The sequence below is a fragment of the Vibrio taketomensis genome (assembly GCF_009938165.1).
Taxonomy (GTDB): Bacteria; Pseudomonadota; Gammaproteobacteria; order Enterobacterales; family Vibrionaceae; genus Vibrio; species Vibrio taketomensis.
The window spans coordinates 846,881-863,554 of the sequence record NZ_AP019650.1 but is presented as its reverse complement, the minus strand read 5'-3'; the positions used below and the strand labels follow the sequence as shown (position 1 = coordinate 863,554).

Genomic DNA, 16,674 nt, shown 5'->3' with positions numbered 1-16,674 from the left:
AAAAATGGTGATGCTCGAACAGAAAACTTAGCCGGTAATTTTTTCAAATAAAGCGATGAATTCCTTGGTCACCGCGGGATCAATGCGGTAGCAAATCTTCGGCGGATTTGGTTCTGCGGTGATAAATCCGGCAGCTTTCAAAATACGCAGATGCTCAGACACTGTTGATTGTGCCAAACCTAACTGGGAAACGAGGTCGCCATTTAAACAACCGCCAACGCTTTCGAGAACCAATAAGGTTTTTAGGATGCGAACGCGAGCAGGGTGAGAAAGCGCTTTGGCTTGGGCGGCAAATCGAGCTTCTAACTCGAGTTGTGTATCGTCAGCGTTAAGTAGTGACGCGCAGTCAGTATTACAGTTCATCATTGCTAAATAATAGTACATCGTCGAATGGCGATATATTAAGCGTAACCAAGCAAATGATCAATAGTGTTAATTCGATAATTATGGAAATACTTGTTATATGCTATGTAGAAAGCAATCACAACGGATGAAATTGTCAATTTGTTTAGGTACGAACGAGTTGTAGATTAGGCTGGTATGTGAACTCGGTGTGTGGATATGGTCAGTCATACCATCAATCATGGTCTCTTCTAGCGTCACGGTCCCGTCAGATGCAATGGAGTTGTCCATCATGAGTAACGCTCGTGCACCAACAGGTAACGTACCGGCAATACACCCAAGCTTTTGTGGCATTTCCCATGTGTCGTCATGCATTGATAAGCCATGTTCCGTTGAATTACCCAGCATACTGGAAAAGCCAAGCTGTTTAATTCGATCAACAATAGAAGCACCGCGAATTGGAGAACCGATGGCGACGACGTGACTAATGGTTTGAGATGAGGGTTTTCTTGCTCTTAAATAGTTTTTTATGATCAAGCCACCCAGACTATGTCCAACTAGAACGTTTGGCATGGTACTAGATAAGGCCTCATCCATTTTTTGAAAGAGCGTTTGGTTGTCAATCGCTACCGTGTTATAGGTTAACACTTTGGTTTGATAACCCATCTTGCGTAGTTTATGGCTAAGCGGCTGCATCACGACGCCATGCATATACAGTCCGTGTAATATGATGATTTTCATTGCCTTTCCCATGGGTAGAAACTGACGATTGATAATCAAATCATAAAAACAAAACGCAAATCAGATCAATGGCTTTATTGCAACGCTTTAGCCATTTTGTGCTTTATCACTAGGACGAATATAAACAGTTGTAAGCGCTTGGTGACCTTTATGGATGTTCGGTGTAGAGATACAGTACAAACCATTTATCATAAAAATTATTCACCAATTTTGGCGTAACAGTCATTTTCTTAGTCATATTGTCAGTTTAACGCATGCTCGTTAGCCCAGTGATGGCTCATCAGGTTGTGGCTATCAAAATAGTGCTGCGCTTTTTGTAGCAGTTCAAGCTCTAGCATCCAATTGGCATCTCGTTGTGAGGTACAGAATAAGCTGATGTGGTGCAGCAAGTCGTTACTGGTGCGGGACAATAGTTTACGCGTTGCGTTGACGAGAGAACTCGATTCTATAGAGATAAATTGCACTAACGCATAAGCTTGGTTGAGGGTATCAAACGCTGAATGGTGTTGGCCAAGGTGATTAAGAATTTGTGAATGAGCAATTGCCGCATCACGATAGCCATTGACTAAACAAGCGAATTGGCATGGCTTAGTCTCTTGGTTTTGCAGTGCTTCCTGAATATATGTTGGCATATTATGCATGACTTGATCGTACAAACATTGTGCTTCAGGCCAGTGACCCTGCTTCAACATCTCTTCTGCTTTCACATAGTGATTCCAGCATTGTTGTAAATTCATTTTGTGTGGTTCCTGTCTCTTCACGGCCGTTTAGTTGAGAGAGCATTACGCTAATAATAATTGTTATCATTTAAATGCAATTGAGAATTAATTTCAATAAAAACGATGCTGAGTCAGATGAGAACGGCATCAAAATTATGAGAAATAAGACATGATTACAGTCTAAGTCACTAAAATGTAAATGGATTTGGTCTACAATGTGAATTATGACAAGCGCTGCATTAAGGAATTACTCATGGCGATTGAACAGCTAAAAGCGAGTCAACTATATCATTCAACGGAGCTAAACCAGCTTCCTAGTAAATCGACCAAGGATTTGCCACCAATCGATGAAATTGTTGGGCAAGAACGCGCGCAAAAGGCGGTCGAGTTTGCCATGTCGATTAAAGAAAAAGGCTATAACATTTATGCCATAGGGCAAAATGGGCTTGGTAAACGCACAATGATTTTGCGCTACTTACATCGTCATAAAAGTGATACGTCTGAGCTTTATGACTGGTGTTATGTTTCTGATTTTTCGAATAATCGCACGCCAAAGGTGTTGAAGCTTCCGTGTGGTGTCGGTAAGACGTTTAAACAAGATATCGAAAAAATGATCGCTAAGCTGGTGGTTGCAATGCCACTGGCTTTTGATAACGAGCTCTATATTAGCCGCGCAGAAAAATTGAAAGCGCAATTGGCGCAAAAACAAGCGATAGAGCTTGAGGCGATCAGTAAAGAAGCGAAAGAGCGCAAGATTAGCCTGACCGTAACGACGCAAGGTGATTATCAATTTGTTGCAATGGATGGTGAAGAACTCCACACGGAAGAAAGTTTCGATCAACTTTCAGTCAAAGAGCAGGAGCAATTTGGCACCGCAATCGATGAGTTAGAAGTCCGGTTGCGGAACATGGTACGTGAGCTAACGGAGTGGGAAGAGACATTTAGCGAGAAAATCAAAAAACTCAACGACGATGTCACGCTTGACGTTATTGCACATTTTATCAAACAGTTAAAAGAAGACTACTCACAGTACACCGAAATCAAAACCTACTTGTCGGAGCTAAAAAAAGACATCGTAGAGAATGCCGATATCTTCCTTGAGCAAGGCAACGAACAAGCAGAAATCGCGGCTGCCTCTCTCGATAAAAAACTGCCGCGCCGCTACAAGGTAAACATTTTAGTCAATCGCAAGGCTTGCGAGTTTCCCGTCGTAGTAGAAGAAAGCCCTAACTACCATAGCTTATTTGGTTCTATTGAAACGGCGACCTACAAAGGCACCGTATTTACCGATTTCTCTTTGATTCGTGCAGGTAGTTTGCATAAAGCCAACGGTGGCGTGTTGCTGATGGATGCGCAGAAGGTGTTAGAGCAGCCTTACGTGTGGGACGGATTAAAACGCGCTTTGCGCTCTCGTCAATTGAGTTTTACCTCGTTAGAAAAAGAACTCACGCTTACAGGGGCTGTCTCCCTTGATCCAGAGCCGATTCCACTGGATGTGAAAATCATTCTGTTTGGCGATTATCGCACCTATCAATTGTTACAACACTATGATCCGGAGTTCAGCGAGCTGTTTAGAGTGACCGCAGACTTCGAAGATGAAATGAAGCGCACTGAAGATTCAGAAATGCATTACGCGCGTTTTATTTCTAGTGTGGTGCACGACAACAATATGCTGCATTGTGATCGTAAAGCAATTGCACGCATTATTGAGCACAGCTCAAGGCTTGCTGGCGATCAAAATAAACTTTCGCTGCACTCAGCCAATATCGCGAATCTGTTGCGCGAGTCCAATTATGTCGCCAAACAAGCGAAGGCCAATATGATTCGTTCAAGCCATGTGGAAGAAGCGTTGGCAAATCAAGAGTCACGAGTCAGTCGCTTGAAAGATGCGGTGATGGAAGGGTTCATTAATGGAACCACATTAATTCACACAGAAGGCGTTGCGATTGGTCAGGTCAATGCGCTCTCGGTATTGAGCACTAGTGAATACATGTTCGGCGCACCAAACCGCATAACCGCAACAACTTGTTATGGCAGTGGCGATGTGATTGATATTGAGCGTAGCGTTGATCTTGGTGGCAGTATTCACTCTAAAGGCGTTATGATTTTAACCGCTTATCTTTCATCAGCGTTTGGAAACCGCGAAAGTGCCTTTGACGACAACAATCACTTTGAGCAGTCATATGGTGGAGTAGACGGCGATAGTGCCAGCATGGCTGAGTTTTGTGCGGTGGTGTCCGCATTTTCCAAACAGCCTAACCGTCAAGACATAGCGATAACGGGGTCAATGAACCAATTTGGTGAATCGCAACCGATTGGTGGGGTGAATGAAAAAATCGAAGGCTTTTTCGATGTGTGTGGAATAAAAGGGCGTAACTCTGAGCAAGGGGTGATCATTCCACGTTCCAATAAGCACAACTTAATGCTGCGTCCTGATGTGGTGAAAGCGGTTGAAAGAGGTGAATTCCACATCTGGGCAATTGATCATGTGACTGAGGCGATTGAAATTTTCACCGGTAAACCTGCGGGTACACCGAGTGATGAAGGCAGTTATCCAATTGATACCATTTATGGTATCGCCCAAGCCAAACTCAACGCCCTTCGTAAATAAGCCCACAAATAGGCTCTGTTCTCAGAGCCTATTTCTTTTACTTGGTAACTTTTAGGGAAGACTATGCTATCAATTGAGCCTTTACGAGAGGCACACTATCCACAGCTCGAGCAATTGGGTGTAACCGCTCAACAACTGGAGTTTGTTGGTAGTTTGGATGAGATTCTTGGGATGGTTTCTGATACGGTTCATCCCCATGTGGTTGTGCACAAAGACCAAGTCGTGGGTTTCTTTCTATTGGATATTTGCTATTGGTATGAGCATGCGTTTTGTCCGAAAAATGGCTTAGGTTTGCGTGCTTATTTTATTGCTCAACAGTTTCAGGGGCTTGGGTATGGGGCTCAAGCTCTCGACGAACTGGTTAACTATGCTCGCCATGCATATAAACGTAAGAGCGCTGTTTATCTCACCGTTAATTGCCGAAATGACCTAGCCAAAGCCTGCTATTTGAAATCAGGATTTGTTGATACTGGCGACCTGTATACGGGGGGAAGTGTAGGACCGCAGCATATTATGCGACGTTCTATCGAGTGAAGTACTACCTAGTGACCTTTGGTGGAGCTCTGCACGAGGATTGTGCTACTATTTCGCAACTGAGTATCACCAACCGAAAGTTTCTGCAGTACTTATGAGACATCTAAATACCACCATCCATCCGGAGATTGAACACCTAGATGGCAAAAGTATCTTTCAACGCCATGCTGCGCGAGCCATCGTTATTGATGGTGAAGATATTCTTTTGCTGTATACAGAGCGCTATCACGATTACACCATTCCTGGTGGCGGTCTCGATCCTGATGAAGATGTGATCGCGGGTATGGTACGAGAACTCGAAGAAGAGACTGGTGCGCGTAATATTCATAGCATCAAACCGTTTGGTATCTATGAAGAGTTTCGTCCGTGGTATAAGGATGATGCTGATGTGATGCATATGACGTCATATTGTTACACCTGTAAGGTCGACCGTGAATTAGGTGAAACCGCTTACGAAGATTATGAAGTTAAAAATGGCATGCGCCCGGTGTGGATGAATATCCATGATGCCATTACGCACAATGAAAAAACGATGGCAGAAAGCCCGAAGAAGGGAATGAGCATCGAGCGAGAAACCTTTTTACTACAGTTAGTCGTGAAAGAGATGTTGTGATATACACAAACAATCTCAAGTTACGTGTTTCAATCAGCCTGCCAAGATGCAGGCTTTTTTACATCTTTAAAATTGCTGAACATGCAGAGAATTTAGTTGCCTATCATGCCCGAAGAGGATTTTCAGTATATACTTACTCAAGTAGTTGAATTATAAAACTAGAATAAATGCTAAGGGAGTAGCTATGGGGACGTTTCAACGCCTTGTGCTGGGCAGCGTAATTTCGCTAGTCAGTTCATCCGCTTTATCCGCTGTTATTGAAAGCACCTCTTTGGTCGGGTTTGGTAATGCCAAGTACCCAGACAACTTCACGCACTTTGATTATGTTAATCCTGATGCGCCAAAATTTGGCAAAATTACCTATGGTGCAGTAGGTACATACGACAATTTTAACCGATATGCTTCTCGCGGTGTTGCCGCTCGTGGTTCGGGTGAACTTTATGACACGCTCATGTTTAGTCCAAGTGATGAAATTGATGCCTATTACCCTTTGATTGCTCAAAAAGTGCGTTATTCCGATGACTTCACTTGGATGGAAATTGAATTAAACCCCAAAGCGCGCTTTCATGATGGTAAGCCAATTACGGCTCATGACGTTGTGTTTACATTTGATAAGTTTATGACTGAGGGCGTGCCGCAGTACCGTGTTTATTATCAAGACATCAAATCCGTTACCGCAGTCAATGATCATCTCGTTCGAATTGAAATGGCGCAACCGAATCGCGAGAAGATGTTTAGTTTTGCCCAATCAACTCGAGTCTTGCCGAAACACTTTTGGCAAGAACGCAATTTTTCAGAGCCTCTCTCAGAACCGCCAGTTGGAAGCGGGCCTTATAAGATCACTGACTACAAAGTCGGGCAGAGCGTGACCTATTCATTGGTGGACGATTACTGGGCTAAAGATTTACCGGTCAACGTTGGTCGTTATAATTTTGAGCAAACTCAATACGATTATTATCGTGATGACACGGTAATGCTTGAGGCATTCAAAGCGGGGGAATTTGATTTCCGTTTAGAAACCTCTGCTAAGTTCTGGGCGAATTCTTATACCGGGCAAAATTTTGACAAAGGTTTCATTGTTAAACAAGAAATCCCCCATCATAAACCGGAGAGTACAGCGGCGTTTGTGTTTAACACTCAACGTGAGGTATTTAAAGATCCAAAAGTGCGCGAAGCGATTAACTACGCAATGGATTTTGAGTGGATGAACTCGAATATGTTCTACGACCAATATCAGCGCACACGCAGTTTCTTTCAAAACACCGATTATGAGGCATTAGGCTTGCCTTCAGCGCAAGAAGTGGAAATCCTAACGCCGTATAAAGACCAAATTCCTGCTCGAGTGTTTACCGAGGAATATCAACCGCCGGTTACTGACGGTTCTGGCCGTATTCGTAGTCAAATGCGCACCGCCTTCAAATTACTGAAAGAAGCAGGGTGGGAGTTGAGAAACAAAGTAATGACCAACGTTGAAACGGGTGAACCGTTAGCGTTTGAATTTTTGTTATACAGCCCGACGACCGAGCGAATTGCTATCCCTATGCAGAAAAACTTGAAACGCATGGGTATTGATATGAAGATTCGCTCAATTGATACCACTCAGTTTATTAAGCGTCTTCGTGACCGCGATTTTGATATGCTGTCGTGGCCATACTCGGCTAATCCATACCCAAGCCCAAATTTGTTGATTGCATGGAACTCTAAATACATTGACTCGTCTTACAATACAGCGGGGGTTATGTCTCCAGTCGTTGATGCGCTGACAGAGCAAATTTTACAAGCACAGCAAGACCCAGAACGCTTATTAGCTCTCGGTCGTGCGCTTGACCGTGTATTGCAGTGGAACTTTTATATTATTCCACAGTGGCACTCAGGGACCTATCGAGTGGCTATGTGGGATAAATTTGAGCGACCAAGTGAAATGCCAAAATATGACCTAGGTATTGATACTTGGTGGATTTCACAAGACAAGAGCCAACTGTTACCAGAAAAACGCCGTTAAAGAGGGATGAATGGCTGCGTATATTTTTCGACGTTTGTTGTTGGTGATCCCGACCCTATGGGCGATCATCACCATCAACTTCTTTATCATTCAGATTGCTCCGGGTGGACCAGTCGAGCAAGCTATCGCGCAGCTTGAAGGTCAAAACTCCGGTATTATGGAGCGCTTTGCTGGCGGTGGTAGTGAAGTAGATCTGGATATCGGTAGCGAAGCTTCGGTGACGGGATACAAAGGTTCACGAGGCTTAGATCCGGAAGTTGTAGAAGCAATCAAAAAGCAATTTGGTTTTGATAAGCCGCTACTTGAGCGCTACTTCGACATGCTGAAAAACTACGCCACCTTTAATTTCGGCGAAAGCCTATTTAAAGGCGGCAATGTGATTGATTTGATTGTCGAAAGGTTACCTGTCTCGATTTCGCTTGGCTTGTGGAGCACATTGATCATTTATCTGATCTCGATTCCGCTCGGGATTATGAAGGCGATTCACCACGGTACGCGCTTTGACATATGGTCGAGTGCGCTGGTCATTGTCGGCTATGCCATTCCTGGCTTTTTATTTGCGATTATTCTAATTATTTTGTTTGCCAGTGGGAACTACTTCAGTTGGTTCCCACTGCGTGGTTTGGTGTCGAGTAATTTTGACCAAATGACATGGTATCAACAGATCGCAGATTACTTTTGGCATTTAACCTTGCCTATTTTGGCGATGGTGATCGGTGGCTTTGCCACTTTAAGCATGCTGACAAAAAACTCATTTCTTGATGAAATCAATAAACAGTATGTCGTGACGGCACGAGCGAAAGGTCTAGACGAACGCAGCATTCTTTATCGTCATGTATTTCGTAATGCGATGTTGATCATTATTGCTGGTTTCCCAAGTGCCTTTATCAGTATTTTTTTCACCGGTTCAATGCTGATTGAGGTGATGTTCTCACTAGAAGGGATCGGTCTGCTAGGGTTTGAATCCACCATTCAACGGGATTACCCAGTGGTCTTTAGTTCGTTGTATATCATGACGCTACTTGGGCTTATCTTGAGTATTATTTCTGATTTGACCTATACATGGGTTGATCCTCGAATCGACTTTGAGGCTCGCTAATGACAAAAACGAAGAAAATGCGTAACCCTCTTAATCAAGCTCGGTGGGATAGATTTAAAGCTCACAAACGAGGCATCGTCTCGTTGTGGATTTTTACCATCTTGTTTGGCCTGAGTTTATTTGCGGAACTGATTGCTAACGATAAGCCACTGCTGGTGGAATACGATCAACAGTGGTATTTCCCAATTATCAACCAATATGCCGAAACTACCTTTGGCGGTGAGTTTGAAACGGAAGCGGACTATACAGACCCGTATGTGGTTGAGCTTATAGAAGAAAACGGTTTTATTATCTGGCCACCGATTCGTTTCAGTTACGATACCATCAACTACAACGTTGTAGGATCTGTCCCATCAGCGCCGGACAGTGTTAACTGGCTAGGGACTGATGACAAAGGCCGCGATGTGATGGCGCGAATCATCTATGGCTTTCGCATTTCGGTGTTATTTGGCTTTGTGCTCACCATTGTTTCCAGCGTGATTGGCGTGGTGGTCGGTGCGACTCAAGGCTATTACGGTGGTTGGCTTGATCTATTCGGACAACGGTTTATCGAGGTGTGGTCGGGAATGCCGACGCTGTTCTTGTTGATTATTCTTTCGAGTTTTGTTGAGCCGAACTTCTGGTGGCTACTGGGTATTATGGTGCTGTTTAGCTGGATGAGTTTAGTCGGGATTGTGCGGGCTGAATTCCTTCGTTGTCGTAATTTTGATTACGTACGAGCGGCGCAAGCGATGGGCGTCAATGATAGCCGAATCATGCTACGCCATATGTTGCCCAATGCGATGGTTGCGTCATTAACCATGATGCCTTTTATTCTTTCTGGTTCAGTCACTACTCTGACATCGCTCGACTTTCTTGGCTTTGGTTTACCAGCTGGTTCGCCTTCTCTGGGTGAATTGTTGGCGCAGGGCAAAGCCAATTTGCAAGCACCATGGCTTGGTATTTCCGCCTTTGTGGTGTTGTCATTAATGCTAACGTTGTTGGTGTTTATTGGTGAAGCGGTACGTGATGCATTTGATCCGCACCAACAAGGAAGATAATTATGACAGAGACCTTGTTAACTATTGATTCGCTCTCGGTGGGATTTGGTCGCCAAAAGAAAATTGAGCAAGTGACCTTTGATGTGTCGTTTGATATCAAACGCGGCGAAACACTCGCTTTGGTTGGGGAGAGTGGCTCAGGTAAATCCGTTACCGCCAATTCAATTTTAAAGCTGTTACCGAAAGGCTCTGCTCATTACCAAAATGGGCATATTCAGTTTGATGGTATCGATATACTAGCCTGCACCGAACGCCAACTGCGGGGCATTCGTGGCGCACGTATCGGGATGATTTTTCAAGAGCCGATGGTCTCGCTTAATCCGCTACACAAAATCGGTAAACAGCTGGTTGAGATTGTTGGTATTCATCGTGGTGTTCGCCAAAACAAAGCCGAAGCGTTGGCGATTGAATGGCTTGGCAAAGTGGGTATTCGTAATCCAGAAGCAAAAATCAACGCTTATCCTCATGAGCTTTCCGGCGGTGAACGTCAACGTGTGATGATTGCGATGGCGCTTATTAATGAGCCTGAACTGCTAATTGCTGACGAACCTACGACTGCGCTCGATGTCTCAGTGCAAGCGCAAATTCTCGACTTGCTCAAACAACTGCAACAAGAGATGGGCATGGCAATGCTGTTTATTACCCATGATTTGAGCATCGTACGCCGAATTGCCGACCGTGTGGCGGTAATGCGTAACGGTAAGTTGGTTGAAGTGGGGGAATGTCAGCAGGTATTCAATCAGCCTAATCACCCTTACACCAAGCAGCTAATTGACTCTGACCCCAAAGGTCTACCCGTTGAAGTTGAAGCTAATGCTCCGTCACTACTCAGTGTGGACCAATTGCGGGTGTGGTTTCCTATTACCAGTGGATTGTTTAAACGAGTTACATCGCATGTTAAAGCTGTAACCGACATGGCGTTTGAGTTAAAGCGCGGGCATTCAATTGGTTTGGTGGGAGAGAGCGGTTCCGGTAAATCAACAACAGGGATGGCGATTTTGCGTTTGGTATCATCGAATGGTTCAATCAATTATCAAGGCCAAGAGCTGCAAGGGCTCGATCGCAAAGGCATGTTACCTTATCGTAGTAAAATGCAGGTGGTGTTCCAAGATCCGTTTTCTGCCCTCAACCCTCGAATGTCGGTAGCTCAGGTGATTGGTGAAGGTTTGCACGTCCATACTGATTTATCTGAGCAGCAAATCGATGATGCGATCGTCAGTGTGATGCAAGAAGTCGATTTAGACCCAGAAACGCGTCATCGTTACCCGAATGAATTTTCAGGTGGTCAAAGGCAGCGTATCGCCATCGCGCGAGCGTTAGTGTTAAAGCCGGAATTCATTCTGCTAGATGAGCCGACGTCTTCGCTAGACCGAACGGTTCAAGCACAGATTCTAGAACTACTGAAAGACTTGCAGACTAAGCACCAGTTGACGTATTTGTTTATCAGTCACGACTTACATGTCGTGAAATCACTCTGTCATTACACCATTGTGATGCGCAATGGTGAGATAGTGGAGCAGGGTGAAACGCAGACATTATTTAGTCAACCTCAACAGAGCTATACCCAAGAGCTGGTGGCGCTTTCTTAGTTTTCATTAAGAGAATAGTGTTTTGGTATAGAAAGCGCTTGTGAGAATTAGGAAGAAAGGGCAGACTTCGGTTTTTATTTTTGAGGTTAGACAATGTCAGAGTACGACCAACAACAAGATTGGCAAGATGGCGAAGAGATCGAAATTGAAGCCATTGGGATTGAAGTATCGGTTCAACCAATAGAGTTGTACAAGGTATTTAAAATTGCCAACTTAGTCGGTGGCGGCGGCGAAGCAAAACACCTTATCGCAGAAGGCTATGTTGCGGTAAATGGTGAATTAGAAACGCGTAAACGCCGAAAGATGTATGATGGTGACTTTTTTGAGTTTGACCAAGAATACTACGTTGTTGTGTGTGATGCGCCAGTGACAGAGCCTGAACCGAAAAAAGAAACCAAACTTGAGAGCAAGCCCGCTGAGGCCAAATCAAAAAACAAGCAAAACAAATCGGCAAATCAGGGCAAAGCTGCAAACAGAAAAGATACGGACAAGAAGGCGTCTCAAGGCAAAAGTCGAAAGCGCCTAAGTCGGCGAAACAAACCAAGTCAAATAATACTGCTGATAAGAAGCCAAAGGCAAAAATGAATTGGGCCGTGGTGGCATCGATTTCTTCTAGCCAAAACAGACTTATTCCCAAAGCATCGCTCTTGCGATGCTTTTATTGCTGTGAGTTATCAACATCCATTCAAAAATTGAGGGGAATAATTTACAAACGTAAAAAACGTAAATTCATGAGGAGCTCAAGTAAATCTAAATGATAATGCATTGCATTAGTAATTATGGAGTTGGCTATGAAAGCTACTATTCTGGCCTTATTGACAGGCTTTGCTGCATTTACCACAAATGCAGAGATGATTGAGATCACGCATCAAAAAGGGACAACAAAACTAGAATCAAACCCTCAACGTGTTGTGGTTATTGGCCTTGGCGCATTAGATGCGGCAGTGGCACTTGGTGTTGAGCCTGTTGCGATTTCAACTGTAAGTATGTTTCCAGATTACTTAGCGCAATACCGTGATTACAAGTTCACTTCTGCTGGCAGTTTATCTGAGCCAAATTTTGAAACCATCTACATGCAAAAACCGGATTTGATCATTATCGGTTCGCGAGCAATCACGCAATACGATGAACTGAGCAAGATTGCCCCAACGATTGTCTTTGCAGCGGATGACAAGCAAGGTTATTGGACAAGCACTCAACAGCAATGGCGTAATCTTGGTCAAGTGTTTGAAAAGCAGGATTTTGTCGAGAGCAAAATTGCTGAACTAGATAAAGAATTTAAAGCGATAAATAGCTACAACCAAGCAAATAACGTCGATGCATTAACAGTGATGAGCTCAGGTGGCAACATTACTGCGTTCGGCTCAGACTCGCGTTTCTCAGCGATCTACCGTGACTTTGATTTAAGCAAACCGCGGATAACATCAAGCAAAGAAACACGGTGACTTAGTGTCTTACGAATTTATTCGTGAAAGAACCCGTCAACGTTGTTAATTATTGATAAAGACCGTTTAACGAACAAAGGCAAAAGCAACGTTCAGCGCGATTTCGAAAATGACTTAGTGAAAGCGACCAAAGCGTACCAAAATCAGCAGATTTCTTACTTAGACATTAGCGCATGGTACTTAGCAATCTCGGGCATGAATGCGACAGAACAAATGATCAACGATGTGAAAACATCGATTGGCATGTAAAAACGAATAAGAATTAAGCTCTGCCCAAGCAACTAAGTTGTTTGGGCTTTTTGACGTTAGAGGCAAGTTTTGAGTAAGTTATTTCCAATACTGATTTTGCTCAGTATCGGCTCGTTATTTGTTGGGGTGAGCGACCTTAACCCAATGGCTTTGTTGGCAGGCGATCCCAACAGTTGGCATTTAATGCTAACCAGCCGTATTCCACGCTTAGTGGCAGTCTTGCTCGCTGGTGCGGGTTTGAGTATTGCTGGTCTTATCATGCAGCAAATTAGCCAGAACCGATTCGCTGCGCCATCTACGTCGGGCACGATTGAGTGTGCGATGCTGGGGTATGTGTTAAGCCTTGTTATCTTTGGTGCCCAGCAAATTTGGCTAATTTTCCTTATCTCGATTTTGGGTACGTTGCTGTTTGCACAGTTCATCAATCGTATTCAATTTAAGAACGCTATTTTTGTTCCTCTTATCGGTATTATTTTTGGTAACGTCGTGGATTCATTGGCCACCTTTGTTGCCTACAAATACGACGCATTACAAAACCTTTCTGGTTGGACTGTCGCAAACTTTGCCAACATTTTGCAAGGTGATTTCGAGCTTTTGTATATTGCGGTTCCGATTGCGATTTTCAGCTACTTGTACGCAACCCGTATTTCAGCGGTTGGTTTAGGCAAAGATTTTGCAACTAACTTAGGCCTGAATTATCAACAGGTTATTGTAATTGGCGTTATGCTGGTGTCGATTATGGCTGCAACGGTCGTGATGATTGTTGGTCAGTTACCGTTTCTTGGTTTAATAGTGCCTAATTTGGTCAGCAAGTTTTACGGTGATAACTTACGCCGCAATATTCCACTAACGGCGGTGTTGGGCGCACTAATCGTGTTGTGCTGTGACTTAGCTGGACGCGTGATTATTTTCCCTTACGAGATTCCAATTTCAATGATCATCAGCATACTTGGTGGTGGTGTGTTTGTGTTCTTTATTCTGCGAGGTCAGAAAAATGCAGGATAAAACCAAGCTGCTCATTTTGGCTGTGGTGGCAATTGTGTTTGCCGGGCTATTTATTGGCGTTGGTCTTAACGCTGATAACTACCAATACTTTTTATCACGTCGCGTTCCTAAAGTGGTGGCGATGATATTAGCGGGTATTGCGATTGGTCAATCTGCATTAGCCTTTCAAACCATTACGAATAACCGCATTTTGACACCAAGTATTATGGGTTTTGATGCCTTATACATGTTCACTCAAACGTTGGTGGTGGTGTTATTTGGTGGCTTAAGTAGTTTTGTGCTCAACGACTACCTCAACTTCTCACTTTCCGTAAGTGTAATGCTGGCGTTTTCGGTGTTGCTGTTTAGCTTCTACTTCAAAAGTAACAAACAAAACTTGATGGTATTGTTGCTTCTCGGTGTGATTTTAGGGCAGCTGTTTGGCAGTATCTCATCGTTTATGACCATGTTGATGGATCCCAATGATTTTGCGGCACTTCAGCAAAACATGTTTGCTAGCTTTAATAACATCAAAGTTGAATTGGTATATTTGTGTGCGCCATTGTTGGCGTTGATCAGCGCGTTGCTATTCAGGCTAAATCGTGTGCTCGATGTGTTTTGGTTGGATAAAGATAACGCAACCAGTCTTGGTATCGATGTTAAGCGCGTCACTCTGCAAGTGCTGATTTTGTCGGCGTGTCTAATTGCCATTTCTACCGCTCTTATCGGTCCAATCATGTTCTTTGGTCTGTTGGTAACGAACTTAGCGCGTGAAATGCTGCGTAGCTATCAACACCGTGTACTGTTGCTAAGCGTATCATTATTGGCAGTCGCATCGTTATTAGCGGGGCAGTGGATTGTTGAAAACATATTTGGCTTCTCGACCACATTGAGTGTGGTTATCAACTTTATCGGTGGTATTTACTTCTTGTCGATGCTGCTACGAAACAAAATCGTTTAGGTTCATCATGATTAAATTAGAAAACTAACTAAACTTTTCGGTCAAACTCCAGTGGTAAAGCAAGCGAGTGCTGAGTTTGAAAAAGGCAAAGTTACCTCAATCATTGGGCCTAACGGGGCAGGAAAAAGCACGCTCTTATCGATGGCAAGCCGTTTAGTGAGTAAAGACGAAGGTCAGGTTTATATCGATTGTAAAGAAATCGCAGAGTGGGATACCAAAGATCTTGCGAAACGTTTGGCCGTTTTGCGCCAAGCAAACTCGATTACGATGCGCTTTACTGTGCGTGAAATGATTGCGTTTGGTCGCTTTCCTTACAGTCAAGGTAAGCTCACCCAAGAAGATCATCACATCATTAGTCAGGCGATTGATTATCTCGACCTAGCGGCGATTCAAGATAAATACCTTGATGAGCTAAGTGGTGGTCAGCGCCAATTGGCCTTTATTGCAATGGTCATTGCACAAGATACAGATTACGTATTTTTAGATGAACCGTTAAATAACCTTGATATCAAGCACTCTCTCCAAATCATGCGCAATGTAGGTCGTTTAGCGCGTGAGATCAATAAAGCTGTGGTTGTGGTCATTCACGACATCAACTTCGCAGCCTGTTATTCAGACAAAATTATTGCACTCAAAAAAGGGCAGGTAGTGGCCCAAGGTGATGTCGAGAGTGTCATTCAAGCTGATGTGTTAGAAAGCATTTATGAGACACCGTTTAACATCATTGAGGTTGATGGCAAGCGTATGTGCACGTACTACTAGAACGGATAGGTTATAAGTGACTTACTCTCACTGAGATGTTTTCTTGGTTACTAAAAAGCCTTTCCATCGGAAAGGCTTTTTTATGTCAGTTTCTGTGCTATTTGGTCAGATCTTCAATGATAGGACACTTACTATTTGCATCACCGGGGCATGCTTTGACCCATTGTTGTAATTGGCGCTCAATTTCTTGCAGTTGTTTAATCTTAAACTCTACTTCACGTAATTTCTCTTGTGCTTTGGCTTTCACTTCGCTGCTCTTACGTTCAGGATTTTGTGCTAACTGAACAAATTCCTTACATTCAACGAGTGAAAAACCGGCATTTTTGGCTCGAGAAACGAGGTTAAGTTCTTGTAAGTGCTGCGATGAATACTCGCGGTAACCAGATTCACTTCTATGGGGTGGCGTGATAATGCCTTTTTCTTCATATAAGCGAATCGACTTACTTGATAAGCCAGTGAGTGTGGCGACTTCACCAATGTTCATAAAAATTCTCCATCATTCACGACAAGTGTAAATAAAACTGGAGCTATTGCCTACAACTCATGTTTTTGTTGCGTTTAAGCAATAGAGTGGCGAGCTATGAATTTAGTTATATTTTATTTATTTTTACATAATGTATGAATCGGCGATTAAAAAATTTTTGTAAAAATGGTTTGTTTTTCAATGTGGCATATCAACTAGTGGCTTATTGAGCATTCATATTGAGTTAAAGCGTAGGCTAGAAATCTCTGAAATCACAGATGATAAAAGGGTTTGTAGAAGATATTTGAAAACCAGTAACGATACTCAAAAGCACGCTAAAAATTTGATGGCACTGACATTTCGTTTAATTTCTGAGCTCGAAATAAATTTTCACTTGTTTTGAATCAAGAAAATTCGTTTCTACTGCGATTAGTATTAAAACAAAGTTGAAAAATTCAAAAAATTTGAATAATTAAACTCAATACACAATGAGCGAAAGCTTCGATAATAAGTATGAAAC

Annotated in this window: 14 protein-coding genes and 2 pseudogenes; 12 read left to right on the top strand and 4 right to left on the bottom strand. The window is 43.3% G+C overall.

What is annotated here, in order from left to right; genetic code table 11:
- Positions 1 to 27: 27 nt before the first annotated feature.
- The 3 genes from Vt282_RS17670 to Vt282_RS17660 form a co-directional block, all read right to left on the bottom strand.
- Complete coding sequence (locus tag Vt282_RS17670) at positions 28 to 384, bottom strand: ArsR/SmtB family transcription factor (RefSeq protein WP_415663455.1); 357 nt, start codon at positions 382 to 384, stop codon at positions 28 to 30.
- 75 nt (positions 385 to 459) lie between these two features.
- Positions 460 to 1,083: an esterase/lipase family protein gene (locus Vt282_RS17665; protein ID WP_162064248.1), complete on the bottom strand. Its 624-nt coding sequence runs from the start codon at positions 1,081 to 1,083 to the stop codon at positions 460 to 462.
- A 242-nt stretch (positions 1,084 to 1,325) separates the two neighbouring features.
- Positions 1,326 to 1,820, bottom strand: a complete 495-nt coding sequence (locus Vt282_RS17660; RefSeq protein WP_162064247.1) for a hypothetical protein — start codon at positions 1,818 to 1,820, stop codon at positions 1,326 to 1,328.
- 235 nt (positions 1,821 to 2,055) lie between these two features.
- Between Vt282_RS17660 and Vt282_RS17655 the strand changes: the two are divergent.
- The 12 genes and pseudogenes from Vt282_RS17655 (at position 2,056) to vctC (ending at position 15,691) form a co-directional block, all read left to right on the top strand.
- Positions 2,056 to 4,413, top strand: a pseudogene (locus Vt282_RS17655) (Lon protease family protein).
- Between the two features lie 63 nt (positions 4,414 to 4,476).
- A complete protein-coding gene (locus Vt282_RS17650) occupies positions 4,477 to 4,947 on the top strand; it encodes a GNAT family N-acetyltransferase (protein ID WP_162064245.1) in 471 nt (156 codons plus the stop codon).
- Between the two features lie 94 nt (positions 4,948 to 5,041).
- Positions 5,042 to 5,560, top strand: a complete 519-nt coding sequence (locus tag Vt282_RS17645; RefSeq protein ID WP_162048251.1) for an NUDIX hydrolase — start codon at positions 5,042 to 5,044, stop codon at positions 5,558 to 5,560.
- Positions 5,561 to 5,744: 184 nt separating this feature from the next.
- Complete coding sequence (locus Vt282_RS17640; protein ID WP_162064244.1) at positions 5,745 to 7,562, top strand: extracellular solute-binding protein; 1,818 nt, start codon at positions 5,745 to 5,747, stop codon at positions 7,560 to 7,562.
- Positions 7,563 to 7,572: 10 nt separating this feature from the next.
- Positions 7,573 to 8,661, top strand: a complete 1,089-nt coding sequence (locus Vt282_RS17635; protein WP_162048250.1) for a microcin C ABC transporter permease YejB — start codon at positions 7,573 to 7,575, stop codon at positions 8,659 to 8,661.
- Positions 8,661 to 9,701: an ABC transporter permease gene (locus Vt282_RS17630; protein WP_162064243.1), complete on the top strand. Its 1,041-nt coding sequence runs from the start codon at positions 8,661 to 8,663 to the stop codon at positions 9,699 to 9,701. The genes Vt282_RS17635 and Vt282_RS17630 overlap by 1 nt, the downstream gene beginning before the upstream one ends.
- Positions 9,702 to 9,703: 2 nt before the next feature.
- Complete coding sequence (locus tag Vt282_RS17625; RefSeq protein WP_162048248.1) at positions 9,704 to 11,290, top strand: ABC transporter ATP-binding protein; 1,587 nt, start codon at positions 9,704 to 9,706, stop codon at positions 11,288 to 11,290.
- A 93-nt stretch (positions 11,291 to 11,383) separates the two neighbouring features.
- On the top strand, positions 11,384 to 11,875 hold the full coding sequence (locus Vt282_RS17620; RefSeq protein ID WP_232055192.1) for an RNA-binding S4 domain-containing protein: 492 nt from the start codon (positions 11,384 to 11,386) through the stop codon (positions 11,873 to 11,875).
- Positions 11,876 to 12,081: 206 nt separating this feature from the next.
- A pseudogene (locus Vt282_RS17615) lies at positions 12,082 to 12,984 on the top strand (siderophore ABC transporter substrate-binding protein).
- Positions 12,985 to 13,053: 69 nt separating this feature from the next.
- The gene (gene vctD / locus Vt282_RS17610; protein WP_162064242.1) at positions 13,054 to 13,989 is read left to right on the top strand and encodes an iron chelate uptake ABC transporter permease subunit VctD; all 936 of its coding nucleotides are present in this window, start codon (positions 13,054 to 13,056) and stop codon (positions 13,987 to 13,989) included.
- Positions 13,979 to 14,929 (top strand): iron chelate uptake ABC transporter permease subunit VctG, encoded by a 951-nt coding sequence (gene vctG, locus Vt282_RS17605; protein WP_162064241.1) that lies wholly within the window; start codon positions 13,979 to 13,981, stop codon positions 14,927 to 14,929. Before vctD ends, vctG begins: the two co-directional genes overlap by 11 nt.
- A 15-nt stretch (positions 14,930 to 14,944) precedes the next feature.
- On the top strand, positions 14,945 to 15,691 hold the full coding sequence (gene vctC, locus Vt282_RS17600) for an iron chelate ABC transporter ATP-binding protein VctC (RefSeq protein ID WP_162064559.1): 747 nt from the start codon (positions 14,945 to 14,947) through the stop codon (positions 15,689 to 15,691).
- 97 nt (positions 15,692 to 15,788) lie between these two features.
- On the opposite strand, the gene cueR is transcribed toward vctC, so the two are convergent.
- A complete protein-coding gene (gene cueR / locus Vt282_RS17595; protein ID WP_162064240.1) occupies positions 15,789 to 16,175 on the bottom strand; it encodes a Cu(I)-responsive transcriptional regulator in 387 nt (128 codons plus the stop codon).
- Positions 16,176 to 16,674: the final 499 nt, after the last annotated feature.

Bases quoted from the DNA above. Each gene is read 5' to 3' on its own strand.
- Vt282_RS17670 (WP_415663455.1), bottom strand. From the start codon at position 384: ATGTACTATTATTTAGCAATGATGAACTGTAATACTGACTGCGCGTCA.
- Vt282_RS17665 (WP_162064248.1), bottom strand. From the start codon at position 1,083: ATGAAAATCATCATATTACACGGACTGTATATGCATGGCGTCGTGATG.
- Vt282_RS17660 (WP_162064247.1), bottom strand. From the start codon at position 1,820: ATGAATTTACAACAATGCTGGAATCACTATGTGAAAGCAGAAGAGATG.
- Vt282_RS17650 (WP_162064245.1), top strand. From the start codon at position 4,477: ATGCTATCAATTGAGCCTTTACGAGAGGCACACTATCCACAGCTCGAG.
- Vt282_RS17645 (WP_162048251.1), top strand. From the start codon at position 5,042: ATGAGACATCTAAATACCACCATCCATCCGGAGATTGAACACCTAGAT.
- Vt282_RS17640 (WP_162064244.1), top strand. From the start codon at position 5,745: ATGGGGACGTTTCAACGCCTTGTGCTGGGCAGCGTAATTTCGCTAGTC.
- Vt282_RS17635 (WP_162048250.1), top strand. From the start codon at position 7,573: ATGGCTGCGTATATTTTTCGACGTTTGTTGTTGGTGATCCCGACCCTA.
- Vt282_RS17630 (WP_162064243.1), top strand. From the start codon at position 8,661: ATGACAAAAACGAAGAAAATGCGTAACCCTCTTAATCAAGCTCGGTGG.
- Vt282_RS17625 (WP_162048248.1), top strand. From the start codon at position 9,704: ATGACAGAGACCTTGTTAACTATTGATTCGCTCTCGGTGGGATTTGGT.
- Vt282_RS17620 (WP_232055192.1), top strand. From the start codon at position 11,384: ATGTCAGAGTACGACCAACAACAAGATTGGCAAGATGGCGAAGAGATC.
- vctG (WP_162064241.1), top strand. From the start codon at position 13,979: ATGCAGGATAAAACCAAGCTGCTCATTTTGGCTGTGGTGGCAATTGTG.
- cueR (WP_162064240.1), bottom strand. From the start codon at position 16,175: ATGAACATTGGTGAAGTCGCCACACTCACTGGCTTATCAAGTAAGTCG.